Below are 12403 nucleotides of genomic sequence, written 5' to 3'. Positions count from 1 at the left end.
GAGTATTCCAGTGCGCCTGGCAGACCTGCGCGGACGTTCCGTAGCCGTCTGGGGGACCGGACGTGAGGGCCGGGCCGCCGTGATCGCGATCGCCGCGCACGGGCCGTCCCGCATCATGGCGGTGGACGACAGCGCGAACTTCCTCTCCGTGCCGTGGGAGGGCGAGCTGGCCGCGCTGGCGCCCCTGGCCGGCGGCGACCACGCGTTTCCCGCGCTCGCCGCCGCCGACGTCGTGGTCCGCTCGCCCGGCGTGCCGCAGACCCACCCGTGGATGGCGGAGCTGCGTGCCCGCGGCGTGACGGTCACCGGTGGCAGCGCGCTGTGGATGGCCGACCACGCCCGGCGCACCGTGGGCGTCACCGGCAGCAAGGGCAAGAGCACGACCTCGGCGCTGATCAGCCATCTGCTGGCCGGCGTGGGGCGCCCGAACGTCTTCGGCGGCAACATCGGCGTGCCGCTGCTGGACCTGCCCGAGGCGGAGCAGTACGTGCTGGAGCTCTCCAGCTACCAGTGCAGCGATCTCACCGACTCGCCGCGGGTCGCCGTGGTGACCGCGCTCTTCCCGGAGCACCTGGACGCGCACGGCGGCGAGCGGGAGTACTACCGCGACAAGCTCAACCTGCTGGCGCACGGACCGGAACTGATCGTGGTCAACGGCGCCGACCAGCGCCTGGTCCGCGAGACGATCGCCGTCCGCGACCTCAACGGCTTCCCGGCGATCCCGGCCGGCTCCGGCGACTCGCGGTTCCGGGTCGAGGGCGACGGCCTCGTCTACTGCAGCGACGAGCCGCTGTTCCGGCGGGACGCGCTTCGCCTGCGGGGCAAGCACAACGAGCGCAACCTGTGTGTGGCGCTGGCGGTCCTGGACGGCATGGGTGTCGATGTGGTGGCCCAGGCCGAGCACGTGCGTGCGGCGGTCGAGTCGTTCGAGGGCCTGCCGCACCGCCTGGCCGAGATCGAGGATCCGTCCGGGCTGACCTTCGTCGACGACACCCTGTCCACCAGTCCGTATTCGGCCATGCATGCGATCGACGCGTACGAGGGCCGCCCGCTGACCGTGCTCGTCGGCGGCACGGACCGCGGGCTGGACTACGCGCCGCTGCGGGAGCACCTGCGCGGCCGGGACATCACCGTGATCGGGTTGCCGGACAGCGGCCCGCGGATCCTGGCCGAGCTGGCCGGACTGCCGGGTGTGCGGACCGAGCCGGCGGAGGACCTGCCCGCCGCCGTACGCCTGGCCCGCACGCTCACCCCGGCCGGCGGCGTGGTCCTGTTGTCCCCGGGCGCGCCCAGCTACGGCCGTTTCCGCAACTTCGAGCACCGCTCGGAGGTCTTCGCCCAGGCGATCCGCGACACCGCCTGACCGCTTCTGGGCATAATTTTCACCGCTGCACCGAACGCCCTCGCGTCTCCGCGAGGGCGTTTCTCGTGGTGCCGCCGGGCGCTGAAAGCCGCCGCGTGAACGCGGGCAAAAGGCTGTTTGTGTGCGAGGTCACCCATCCTGGGCCGAATGGGATTGCAGACCGTAGATGCCGCACGTGCTCTTCGTGACGCCTTGAAAAGTTCACCCACGGTCTTGACAGAAGGGGCCTCGCAGTAAGAACTTTTACCGCGACAGTTAATTCTCCTTTCTGAGAGGACGGCCCATGGTCGAGCCGGACGTGGACGGCACCGCCTCAACCGTGGTGGCCGATCCGCTGGAGCGCGATCAGGCGCCCGCCCCCGCGCCGCCCACCGCGAGCGACGGAGTGCTGGTGCGCGTGCGCACCCTCCTGCCGGAGTTCACCGGCGCGCTCCAGCGCGTCGCCGAGCAGGTCCTGGCCGACCCGGCGGCCGCCTCCCGCGCCACCATCGTCGAGCTCGCCGAGCGCAGCGGCACCTCGCCCGCCACGGTGACCCGGTTCTGCCGGGCGATGGGCTTCGACGGCTACGCCGACCTGCGGCTGGGCATCGCCGCCGAGACCGGCCGCGCCCGCTCGGCCGGCTGGACCATCGACATCGGCCGCGAGATCCAGCCCGGCGACCCGCTCGAACGGGTCCTCGCGCAGATCATGGCGGCCGACACCCGCGCCATGCACGACACCGCCGCGCTGCTCGACCTCGCCGAGGTCGAACGGGCCGCGGTGGCGATCGCCGAGGCGCCCCGGGTCAACATCTTCGGCGCCAGCGGCAGCGCGCTCGTCGGCGAGGAGATGCAGTTCAGCCTGCACCGCATCGGCGTCGCCGCATGGGCCTGGACCGACGTGCACAACGGGCTGGCCAGCGCCGCGCTGTCGCGCCCGGGCGACGTCGCGCTGGGCATCTCGCACTCCGGCGAGACCGGCGAGACCATCGAGCTGCTCGCCGAGGCCAGCAGCCACGGCGCCACCACCATCGCGCTGACCAGCTTCCCCCGGTCGCCGCTGGCCGAGCTCGCGGACATCGTCCTGCTCACCGCCACCCAGGCCACGACGTTCCGGCCCGACGCGCTCTCCGCGCGCCACCCCCAGCTGGTCGTCCTCGACCTGCTCTACGTGGCCGTCGCCCAGCGGACCCACGAACGCTCACACGCGGCCTTCCAGCGCACCGCCCAAGCCGTCAGCGGCCACAAGGCCGTCAAGGACGGCAGCTCCGCCCCGTGATGTTTCCGCCTTCCGCACCCCCCGAGGAGAAGCCCATGACCGACATCCTTGAGCCCCAGGTCGACCGCCGGACGTTGCTGCGCCGCGCCGCGGCCGTCGGCCTGCTGGCCACCCCCGCCGCGAGCATGCTGAGCGCCTGCGTCGGCGGCGGCAAGAGCGAGGACAACGGGGACAAGCCGAAGGGCACCGTCTCGGCGACCAACCCCCTCGGCATCAAGGAGGACGAGCCGCTGGAGGTGATCATCTTCAACGGCGGGCTCGGCACCAAGTACGCGACCGACGTCCACATCCCCTCGTACAACAAGCTCTTCCCGAACTCCAAGGTCACGTTCAACCAGACCGAGGAGATCGCCACCGTGGTGCAGCCGCGGTTCACCGCGGGCAACCCGCCGGACATGATCAACAACTCCGGCTCCAAGCTGATGGACCAGGGCGCCCTCGTGCAGGCCGGCCAGGTGCAGGACCTCACCGACCTGTACGCCGCGCCGTCGGTCGACATCCCCGGCAAGACGGTCAAGGACACCCTCATCCCGGGCACCGTCGAGCAGGGCACGTTCAACGGCAAGCCGTACGTGCTCAACTACGCCTTCACCGTCTTCGGCCTCTGGTACTCGGGCAAGCTCTTCAAGGACAACGGCTGGACCGTGCCGACCACCTGGGCGGACTTCACCGCGCTGCTGGACAAGATGAAGGCCAAGGGCATCACCCCCTACGGGTACGCCGGAGCGAACGCGCCGTACTACCAGTACACGGTGATCCTCACCAGCGCTGCCAAGATCGGTGGCGCCGACATCCTCAAGAACATCGACAACCTCGAGGACGGGGCCTGGACCAACGACGCCGTCAAGCAGGCCGCGGCGGCGTGGGCCGAGGTCGGCGCGAAGTACTCCGACAAGGCGTTCCTCGGCCAGAAGCACACCGAGGTCCAGCTCAAGCAGAACCAGTACAAGGTGGGCCTGTACCCGTCCGGCTCCTGGCTGGAGAACGAGCAGGCCAAGGACACCCCGGCCGGCTTCGACTACCAGCTCATGCCGCTGCCCAGCGTGACCACCTCGGACAAGCTGCCGGTCTCCGCGCTCTACGCCGCGGCCGGCGAGCAGTACTTCGTCGCCAGCAAGGGCAAGAACCCGCGCGGCGGCATGGAGTACCTGCGCCACATGCTCTCCAAGGCCGGCGCCGTGGGCTTCACCCAGCTCACCAAGACCCTGACCGTGGTCGCCGGCGCCACCGACGGCATGGAGATCAGCCCCGGTCTGACCTCCGGCAACAAGGCCCTCACCGCGGCCGGTGCGGACACCTTCAGCTTCCGCTTCGACACGTGGTACAAGAAGCTCGACGACGAGGTGCGTGCCGCCACGAACGAGCTGATGTACCAGGGCGGCAGCGCCGACAAGTTCTGCGAGCGCGTGCAGAAGGTCGCCGACGCGGTCAAGAAGGACTCGTCCATCGAGAAGTTCAAGCGCTGATTTCTCATCCCCTCGACGACGTAAACCGCGATCACGGACGGAGCGCAGCACCATGAAGCACGGCAGGTACCCGTTCATCATCGGCTTCCTGATCGTGCCGGTGGCCATCTACGGCACGTTCGTGGTCGCGGCTTACCTTCAGGCCTTCCAGCTGTCGTTCACCAACTGGCGGGGATTCTCGCCGGAGGTGAACTACATCGGCTTCGACAACTTCACCAAGCTGTTCGAGGACACCACGTTCTGGAAGGCGATCCGGCACCACGCCCTCCTGCTGGTCTTCCTGCCGCTGTTCACCATCATCCTGGCGCTCTTCTTCTCGTTCCTGCTCAACGTGGGCGGCGGGTCGAAGAGCGGGCGTACCCAAGGGGTCTGGGGGTCGAAGTTCTACCGGGTGGTGTTCTTCTTCCCCCAGCTGCTCGCGCTGGCGCTGGTCGCCGTGATCTTCGCCCGGGTCTACTCGCCCGACGACAGCGGCCTGATCAACGGCCTGCTGAACCAGTTCGGCGCGGAACCCATCCTCTTCCTCGCGGACAAGAACCTGGCACTGTGGTCGATCCTCGCCGTGCTCGTCTGGCAGGCGGTCGGCTTCTACGTGGTGCTGTTCTCCGCGGGCATGGGGTCCATCCCCGCGGAGATCTACGAGGCGGCGGCGCTGGACGGCGCCACCCGCGGCACCCTGTTCTTCAAGGTGACGCTGCCGCTGCTGTGGAACACGCTGCAGGTCGCGTGGGTCTACCTCGGTATCGCGGCCTTCGACGCCTTCGCCCTGGTCAACGTGATGTCCGTGGACCGCGGCGGCCCGGACGGCGCGACCACCGTGCTCGGCCTGGAGATCTTCCGCAACATGCAGGACTACGCACAGTTCGGCTACGCCTCGGCGATGGGCGTCGTGCTGTTCTTCCTGACCCTCACCTTCGCGGCGCTGACCCTGCGGGTCACCCGGCGCGACGCCGTCGAGCTCTGAGCCGTACCGGGAGCCTGAGATGACCAACCTGCGTACCGACGTTTCCACCCCGCCGCCCGGCACGGTGCCCTACCCGGGCGCGCGGCACTCCGCCGCCGCGGCCCGCGACAAGCGCGAGATCAGGCTCTTCAGCGGCTTCGCCCACATCGCGCTGGCGATCTGGGGCCTGCTCGTGATCGCACCGCTGATCTGGGTGGTCCTGGCCTCGTTCAAGAGCAACACCGAGATCTTCACCCACGCGCCGTTCAGCCTGCCGAGCAAGCTGTCCTTCGAGACGTACCGGACGGCCTGGACCGAGGCCCACATCGGCCGCTACTTCCTCAACAGCGTCTTCGTGGTCGCCGTCAGCACCGCCGGCACCATGATCTTCGGTTCGATGGCGGCCTACGTCCTCGCCCGCTACAAGTTCTTCGGCAACCGCTTCATCTACTACCTGTTCGTCTCGGGCCTGGCGTTCCCGGTCTTCATGGCCATCGTGCCGCTGTTCCTGATCCTGCAGAACCTCAACCTGCTGAACACGTACACCGGCCTGATCCTGGTCTACATCGCCTACTCGCTGCCGTTCACCGTCTTCTTCATGACGGCGTTCTTCAAGACGCTGCCCAACCAGGTCGCGGAGGCGGCGGTCGTCGACGGCGCCTCGCACACCCGGCTGTTCTTCCAGGTCATGCTGCCGATGGCCCGGTCCGGCCTGGTCAGCATCACGATCTTCAACGTCGTCGGCCAGTGGAACCAGTATCTGCTGCCGGTGGCCATCATGCAGGGCGCCGGCGCGGACGAGAAGTGGGTGCTCACCCAGGGCATCGCCAACATCTCGGTCTCGGCCGGCTACCAGGCCAACTGGGCCGCCTTGTTCGCGGCGCTCACGCTCTCGATCCTCCCGATGATCCTCGTGTACGCCTTCTTCCAGCGCCAGATCCAATCCGGCCTGACCGCGGGCGCGACGAAGTAGTACGTGGTACATGTCTTCCATGAAGGCATCGAATCTTGTGTTGACCGCCGTCAGCGGTGTCGCGACGACGTGGCTGACCGACCAGATCATGCGGAGGGCGGGGCTGCCGTCGATGCTCCGGCCGGTGGTCGGCATCGCCGCCGGCGCCGCCGTGGCGAGGGCGGTCCAGCGCCTCCGCTGATCTGCCGGTTTCTGTCGTACCCCTGATCCAGAATGGCTTCGTGCTGGTAGCGGTGGTGTCCGACGACGGGAGCTGGCGGGGCCGCGGGCGGCTGCAGCCGCTGGCTGCCGACGGCACCCCCGCCTCCGCGCCGGAGCCGGTCGCCGACCTGCCTGCCGCGATCGCCGCCCGCGAGGCGGCCGATCGGCCACGCTGGGTGTGGGCGTCCACCGCCGAGTGCTATCCCGTCCTGCTGCGCGCCGGGGTGCGGGTCGGCCGCTGCCACGACGTCGAGCTCACCGAGGCGCTGCTGCTCGGCCACGCCGGGCGGTGGGGCGAGCCGCGGTCGCTCGCCGCCGCGTCCGCCCGGCTCACCGGGGCGCCGGTCCCGCCCGACCCGCCGCCGCGGGCCGCCGAGCCGCCGGGCTTCGCCCAGGGCGCGCTCTTCGAGGCCACCCACGGCCCGCCGGCCGCCGACGGCCCGGTCCTCCTGCACACCCTGACCGAGGTGTACGCCGACCAGCACCGGCGCATCACGGCCGCCGAGCGGTCCGCGGGTGCCGTCGCGTCGCCCGGCGGTCCGGGGCAGGCCGGCGCCGGACCGCCGGGCGCTCCCGGGCGGGCCACGGATCCCGGGCGGGCCGGCGCTTCGGGGCGGGCCGGTCGTTTCTCTCTGCTGGTGGCCGCCGAGTCGGCGGGTGCGCTGGTCGGTGCCGAGATGGGCCACGCCGGCCTCCCGTGGCGCGGCGACATCCACGACGAGCTCCTGCGCGACCTGCTCGGCCCGCCGCAGCCGGTCGGGCCGCCCCGCCGGCTGGCCGAGCTGACCGCCGAGATCAACGCCGCGTTCGGCATGCACGGCCTGCACCCCGACTCTCCCGCCGAGGTGCTGCGCGCCTTCGCCCGGGCCGGCATCGACATCCCCAACACCCGCGCCTGGGTCCTGCGCCGCGTCGACCATCCGGCGGTCAAGCCGCTCCTGGAGTACAAGGAGCTCTACCGCATCTGGACGGCACACGGCTGGGCCTGGCGCGACGCCTGGGTCAGCGACGGCCGGTTCCGCCCGGAGTACGTCCCCGGCGGCGTGGTGTCGGGCCGCTGGGCCACCCGCGGCGGCGGCGCCCTCCAGGTCCCCAAGGTGGTCCGCCGGGCGGTGGTGGCCGACCCCGGCTGGCGCTTCGTCGTCGCCGACGCGGGCCAGCTCGAGCCCCGGGTCCTGGCCGCCGTCTCCGGCGACACCCGCCTGGCCGCGGCGGGCGAGGCCGACGACCTCTACGCGGCCCTGGCCGCGGACGCCTTCGCCGGAGACCGTCCCAGGGCCAAGGTGGCCCTCCTCGGCGCCATGTACGGCCAGACCGGCGGCGCCGCGATCCCCGCCCTCGCCGTGCTCCGCCAGAGCTATCCGACCGCCTTCGAGTACGTCGAGGCCGCCGCCCGCACCGGCGAGGCGGGCGGCCTGGTCCGCTCCTGGCTGGGCCGCACCTGCCCGCCGGCCTCCACCGCCTGGCGCGACGCGGGCCTCGACCCGCCCGAGGAAGCCGGCTCGGCGGAGCTGCCCCAGGGCGGAGCCACCGGCCGGGCCCGGGGCCGCTTCACCCGCAACTTCGTCATCCAGGCCACCGCGGCCGAGTGGGCCCTGGTCCTGCTCGCCACCTTGCGCACGGCCCTCTGCGGCATGCGGGCCGAGATCGTCCTCTTCGTGCACGACGAGGTGGGAGTGCACTGCCCCAAGGAGGAGGCCGACCAGGTGGTCGAGGCGGTCCACGCGGCGGCCGCCCAAGCGGGCAGGCTGCTCTTCGGCGACACGGCGGTCCGCTTCCCTCTGGACGTCTCCGTTGTGGAGTGTTATGCGGACGCGGCCTGACACCGCACGAGTGAAAACCGTTTGTCGGTAACGCGACAACGCGTATCTGCCGACGGGAGTGGTCGCCGCCGCCATGAACTGCGGATCCCCGCCCGGAGCGACGAATGCGGACCTCGACGGGGCAGGAGCGGAACACCCCACCCGAGCGGGGCGAGGGAGTAGCTTCGGGCTCCCAGGAGGTCCCGGCATGACAGTCCCCTCGCCCACGCCGCCCCGCGTCCGGCGGCGCCGGCCTTTCGGCCAGCACACCGCCCAGACGGTCTTCGCGTTGCAGAACCGCACGCTCGGGCGCCGCGACCCGGCCGTCGTCGCGCTCATGTCCGAGCTGCGCGGGGCCGTGACGAGACCGCCGGGCTCCGCGTCGGCCGTCCTCGACGTCACCGGCGTGCCCGACCGGTTCTTCCGGCACCCACCGGGCGACGCACCGGTCGACGAGGAGTGGGCCAAGCACACCGCCCTCACCCTGTACGCGGTGCACCAGCAGTCGCTCAGCGCGCCCATGCACGCCGACGGCATCAGCCTCGGCGCCGCGGTCAGCAGGCTCGCCCACGAGGCGGACAGCGGCGCGGCCGTGCGCCGCCGGTTCGTCGCCCTGGGCAACGCCACGACCTACGACGTCCTGACCCACGACCTGCGCGAGCTGATCGGCCTGTTGAGACAGCGGCGCATCCCCCTGGACTACGGCCTGCTCGCCGACGATCTGCTCGACTTCCGGCACCCGGACGGCCGGGACAGCGTCCGTGCCCTCTGGATGCGCGACTTCTACGGCATCACCCGGAGCACCGGCAAGGCATCGTGACTCCCGGCACCGTCCGACGGAGATCGCCGTCATAGCGCGGATCGGCGTGGTGCGAACAGGCTGATCCGATGACGACGGCACAGTGGTATCGCGACTTCGCGGTGCGGGAGGCCCGGGGACAGTCCCCGACGTACGAGGCGCTGGCCGAGGCGGTCGGTGCGGACCGCCGGGTGCTGGAGCTTCTGGACGGGCTGCCCGCGGAGAAGCGCCAGCCCAACCTGCTGTTCGCCGCGGCCCGGTATCTGGGCGCTCCGATGGACACGCCGGACGGCTTCCTCGCCTGGGCGCGGCGACGTTGGTCCTCGCTGTCCGAGACCATGCGGCAGCGCCGGACGCAGACCAACGAACCGGCGCGCTGTGCCACCCTGCTGCCGGTCCTGGCCCGCCTGCCGCAGCCGCTCGCGTTGCTCGAGGTCGGTGCCTCCGCGGGGCTGTGCCTGTATCCCGACGCCTACCGGTACCGCTACGGCGACGACGCCCCGGTGCTCGGGCCCGCGGACAGCCCGGTCCTGCTCACCTGCGCGACCAACGGCGACGTGCCGTTGCCGAGCTCGGTACCCACCGTGGTGTGGCGCGCCGGCATCGACCTCAATCCCCTCGACGTGGCCGACGACGACGACCTGCGCTGGCTCGACGCGCTGGTCTGGCCGGAGCAGCAGCACCGGCGCGACCGGCTGCACGCCGCCGCCCGGGTCGCCCGCGCCGATCCGCCGCGGCTGGTGACGGGCGACCTGCTCACCGGCCTGCCGGCGCTCGCCGCCCAGGCGCCGGCCGACGCCACGCTGGTCGTGTTCCACAGCGCGGTGCTGGCCTACGTACCGCCGGACACCCGCGCCGCCTTCACCGACCTGGTCCGCGGCCTGCCCGGCCACTGGGTCTCCAACGAGCACCCGGGCGTGCTGCCCGGCCTGGCGGCGACCGTGCCGGCCGGAACCGGCGGGCCCGCGAGGTTCCTGCTCGCGCTCGACGGCGACCCGGTCGCGTTCACCGGGCCGCACGGACAGGAGATCGACTGGCTCCCGCGCCGGGGCGCGGTCGAGGCGGGTCCGCGGACATAGGACCCTCGTGAGGATCACCCTGGGGACGACGTGTCGTCCGGCGGTGCGCCCCTCCCGTACCCGATAGCGTGCCCGGCGGAGGGTCTGGCGAGGCAACGAATCGGGGGAACATGCGCCGCATCGCGTTCGGGCCGCAGGTGTGCGGCAGTTCCGACGAGGGCGCCCTGCGGGAGTGGCTCGTCACCGACGGGCGGGGCGGCTACGCGATGGGCACCGTCAACGGGCTGCGGACGCGGCGCTACCACGGGCTGCTCGTCGTGGCAGGGGAGTCGCCCGCCCGCCGGCGGCTCGGTCTGGTCGCGCTCGACCCGGTCGTCACCCTCGCGTCCGGCGCGGTGGTGCGGCTCGCCGCGCACGAGTGGGCCGGCGGCGCCGTCGAGCCGCGCGGCTACCGGCTGATGTCGGGGTTCGAGCTGGTCGACGGGCTGCCGCGGTGGCGCTGGCGGATCGGCGACGTGGTGCTCGAGCGGGAGATCGCCATGGAGTACGGGCGCAGCAGCGTCGCCGTCGTCCACCGGCTGCTCACCGGCGGGCCGATCAGCCTGCACCTGGAGGCGTTGTGCACCTGGCGGGACGTGCACGGCGAGCGGACCGCCGGCGGACCCCCACCGGTGGTCGACGAGGTGGCCGGCGGGTGCGTGGTCGACGGCGCCTACCGGATCTCGGGGCCGGACTTCCGCGGCGTGGGGGAGTGGTACCGCGGGGTGCGGCACCGCGAGGAGGCGGCGCGCGGGCTCACCCCCACCGAGGATCTCTGGTACGCCGGGAGCTTCCACACCGAACTGCGCCAGGCCGGGTCCACCGCGTCGGTGTCGGCGTGGGCGGACGGCCTGGAGGCGGTGCCCGCGCCGGCCGAGGAGGTCGTCGCCGCGGCCCGTACCCGGAACCGGGCGGTCGTGGCGGCGGCCGCACCGGCCGACGACGCGCAGGCCACCCTGGCGCTGGCCGCCGACGCCTTCGTGGTGCAGACCGCGAGCGGACCGGACGTGGTCGCCGGATATCCGTGGTTCGGCGCGTGGTCGCGGGACACGATGATCAGCTACGAGGGGCTGTTCCTCGCGACCGGGCGGGAGTCGCTGGGCCGGTCGCTGCTGCAGCACTACGCGGCGACGCTGTCGCAGGGGATGCTCGCCAACACCGCGGACACCGGCACGGTCGAGTACAACACGGTCGACGGCACCCTGTGGTTCCTGCACGCGGTGGGTCGGCACGTGGCGCTGACCGGCGACACCGACCTGGCCGCCGAGCTGCTGCCGGCGTTGCGGTCGGTGGTGGACGCGCACCTGGCCGGCACGCGGTACGGCATCGGCGCCGACCCGGCCGACTCCCTGCTCCGGCAGGGCGCCGAGGGGGAGGCGCTGACCTGGATGGACGCCCGGGTCGACGGCGTGCCGGTCACGCCGCGCGCCGGCAAGCCGGTCGAGGTCAACGCCCTGTGGATCAACGGGCTGGCGATGGTGATCAAGCTGGCGTGGCAGGCGCGGACGAACGCGGGAGCGGCCGTACGGGCCCATCCCGCGGCGCTCGCCTCGTTCGCGCGGCGGTTCCCGGCCGGCGACGGGCTGCTGTACGACGTGGTCGACGGCCCCGGCGGCGACGACGCGACGCTGCGGCCCAACCAGCTGCTGGCCTGGTCGCTGCCGTACGCGCCGCTGCGGCCCGAGCCGGCCGCGCTGCAGGCGATCGGGACGGCCCTCATGACGCCGCTGGGCCCGCGCAGCCAGGCGCCCGGGTCGCCCGGATACCGCGGGCGGCACCGCGGCACGCCCGCCGAGCGGGACTCCGCCTACCACACCGGGACGGTCTGGCCGTGGCTGACCGGCCCGTACGTGGCGGCCTGGCACCGGCTCGGGGTCTCGGCGGAGCAGACGCTGTCCGACGCCGACGGCCACCTGGGCGAGTACGGGCTGGGCTCGGTCTCCGAGACGGCCGACGCCGACGCCCCGCACGGCGCCACCGGCTGCCCGTTCCAGGCCTGGTCGGTCGCGGAGTCGCTGCGCGCCCGCCGGCTCTCCGGGCCGTAGGGTTGCCCGCGTGCCTGCATCGGAGTACGTGAAGAACCTGCGCGCCAAGGTCGGCCACGACCTGATCATGTTCCCCACGGTCAGTGCCGTGGTGCTCAACGACCGGGGTGAGATCCTGCTCGGGCAGCGCAGCGACAACGGGCGGTGGGCGATCCCCGCCGGGATGATGGACCCCGGCGAGCAGCCTGCCGAGGCCGTCGTCCGCGAGGTGGCCGAGGAGACCGCGGTCCAGGTGAAGGTGGAGCGCCTGGCCGGGGTCGCGCTGCACGAGGTCACCTATCCCCACGGCGACCGCTGCCACATGGTCAACACCTGGTTCCGGTGCCGGGCCGTCGGCGGGGAGGCCCGGGTCAACGACTCCGAGTCGCTCGCGGTCGGCTGGTTCCCGCTGGACGGCCTGCCGGAGCTGAGCGCGTTCGCCCACCGGCGCATCCGCACGGCGCTCGAGGACGGCGCCCCGGCCTGGTTCGCCCGGCCCGGCGAGCCACTGTAGCC

Annotated in this window: 11 protein-coding genes; all 11 read left to right on the top strand. The window is 72.3% G+C overall.

Annotated features, from left to right (window positions below):
• The first annotated feature begins 10 nt into the window (after positions 1 to 10).
• Entirely contained in the window at positions 11 to 1363 is a 1353-nt protein-coding gene (gene murD, locus IEY99_RS09380; RefSeq protein WP_189201448.1) for a UDP-N-acetylmuramoyl-L-alanine--D-glutamate ligase, read from the top strand.
• Positions 1364 to 1646: 283 nt separating this feature from the next.
• Positions 1647 to 2621, top strand: a complete 975-nt coding sequence (locus IEY99_RS09375; RefSeq protein WP_189201446.1) for a MurR/RpiR family transcriptional regulator — start codon at positions 1647 to 1649, stop codon at positions 2619 to 2621.
• A 35-nt stretch (positions 2622 to 2656) separates the two neighbouring features.
• Positions 2657 to 4087, top strand: a complete 1431-nt coding sequence (ngcE, locus tag IEY99_RS09370) for an N-acetylglucosamine/diacetylchitobiose ABC transporter substrate-binding protein (RefSeq protein ID WP_189201444.1) — start codon at positions 2657 to 2659, stop codon at positions 4085 to 4087.
• Between the two features lie 52 nt (positions 4088 to 4139).
• On the top strand, positions 4140 to 5051 hold the full coding sequence (locus IEY99_RS09365) for a carbohydrate ABC transporter permease (protein ID WP_189201442.1): 912 nt from the start codon (positions 4140 to 4142) through the stop codon (positions 5049 to 5051).
• 19 nt (positions 5052 to 5070) lie between these two features.
• The gene (locus IEY99_RS09360; RefSeq protein ID WP_229798394.1) at positions 5071 to 6003 is read left to right on the top strand and encodes a carbohydrate ABC transporter permease; all 933 of its coding nucleotides are present in this window, start codon (positions 5071 to 5073) and stop codon (positions 6001 to 6003) included.
• Positions 6004 to 6043: 40 nt separating this feature from the next.
• Entirely contained in the window at positions 6044 to 6184 is a 141-nt protein-coding gene (locus tag IEY99_RS09355) for a hypothetical protein (RefSeq protein ID WP_189201440.1), read from the top strand.
• Positions 6185 to 6224: 40 nt separating this feature from the next.
• Positions 6225 to 8027 (top strand): bifunctional 3'-5' exonuclease/DNA polymerase, encoded by a 1803-nt coding sequence (locus IEY99_RS09350; protein ID WP_229798392.1) that lies wholly within the window; start codon positions 6225 to 6227, stop codon positions 8025 to 8027.
• Positions 8028 to 8214: 187 nt separating this feature from the next.
• Positions 8215 to 8826, top strand: a complete 612-nt coding sequence (casB, locus tag IEY99_RS09345) for a type I-E CRISPR-associated protein Cse2/CasB (RefSeq protein WP_189201438.1) — start codon at positions 8215 to 8217, stop codon at positions 8824 to 8826.
• A gap of 68 nt (positions 8827 to 8894) precedes the next feature.
• On the top strand, positions 8895 to 9884 hold the full coding sequence (locus IEY99_RS09340; protein WP_189201437.1) for a DUF2332 domain-containing protein: 990 nt from the start codon (positions 8895 to 8897) through the stop codon (positions 9882 to 9884).
• A gap of 110 nt (positions 9885 to 9994) precedes the next feature.
• The gene (locus IEY99_RS09335) at positions 9995 to 11908 is read left to right on the top strand and encodes an amylo-alpha-1,6-glucosidase (RefSeq protein WP_189201435.1); all 1914 of its coding nucleotides are present in this window, start codon (positions 9995 to 9997) and stop codon (positions 11906 to 11908) included.
• A 10-nt stretch (positions 11909 to 11918) separates the two neighbouring features.
• Positions 11919 to 12401 carry an NUDIX hydrolase gene (locus IEY99_RS09330; RefSeq protein ID WP_189201433.1) on the top strand — a complete coding sequence of 161 codons (483 nt, stop codon included), beginning with the start codon at positions 11919 to 11921 and terminating at the stop codon, positions 12399 to 12401.
• The last annotated feature ends 2 nt before the right edge of the window (positions 12402 to 12403 follow it).

It is taken from the genome of Couchioplanes azureus, assembly GCF_014648355.1.
GTDB classification, from domain to species: domain Bacteria; phylum Actinomycetota; class Actinomycetes; order Mycobacteriales; family Micromonosporaceae; genus Actinoplanes; species Actinoplanes azureus.
The sequence above is the reverse complement of the archived record's forward strand: the minus strand, read 5'-3'. Positions and strand labels throughout refer to the sequence as shown.

What these genes read in the sequence shown, in the direction of transcription:
- IEY99_RS09375 (WP_189201446.1), top strand. Translation starts at nt 1,647, where the DNA reads ATGGTCGAGCCGGACGTGGACGGCACCGCCTCAACCGTGGTGGCCGAT.
- ngcE (WP_189201444.1), top strand. Translation starts at nt 2,657, where the DNA reads ATGACCGACATCCTTGAGCCCCAGGTCGACCGCCGGACGTTGCTGCGC.
- IEY99_RS09365 (WP_189201442.1), top strand. Translation starts at nt 4,140, where the DNA reads ATGAAGCACGGCAGGTACCCGTTCATCATCGGCTTCCTGATCGTGCCG.
- IEY99_RS09360 (WP_229798394.1), top strand. Translation starts at nt 5,071, where the DNA reads ATGACCAACCTGCGTACCGACGTTTCCACCCCGCCGCCCGGCACGGTG.
- casB (WP_189201438.1), top strand. Translation starts at nt 8,215, where the DNA reads ATGACAGTCCCCTCGCCCACGCCGCCCCGCGTCCGGCGGCGCCGGCCT.
- IEY99_RS09340 (WP_189201437.1), top strand. Translation starts at nt 8,895, where the DNA reads ATGACGACGGCACAGTGGTATCGCGACTTCGCGGTGCGGGAGGCCCGG.
- IEY99_RS09335 (WP_189201435.1), top strand. Translation starts at nt 9,995, where the DNA reads ATGCGCCGCATCGCGTTCGGGCCGCAGGTGTGCGGCAGTTCCGACGAG.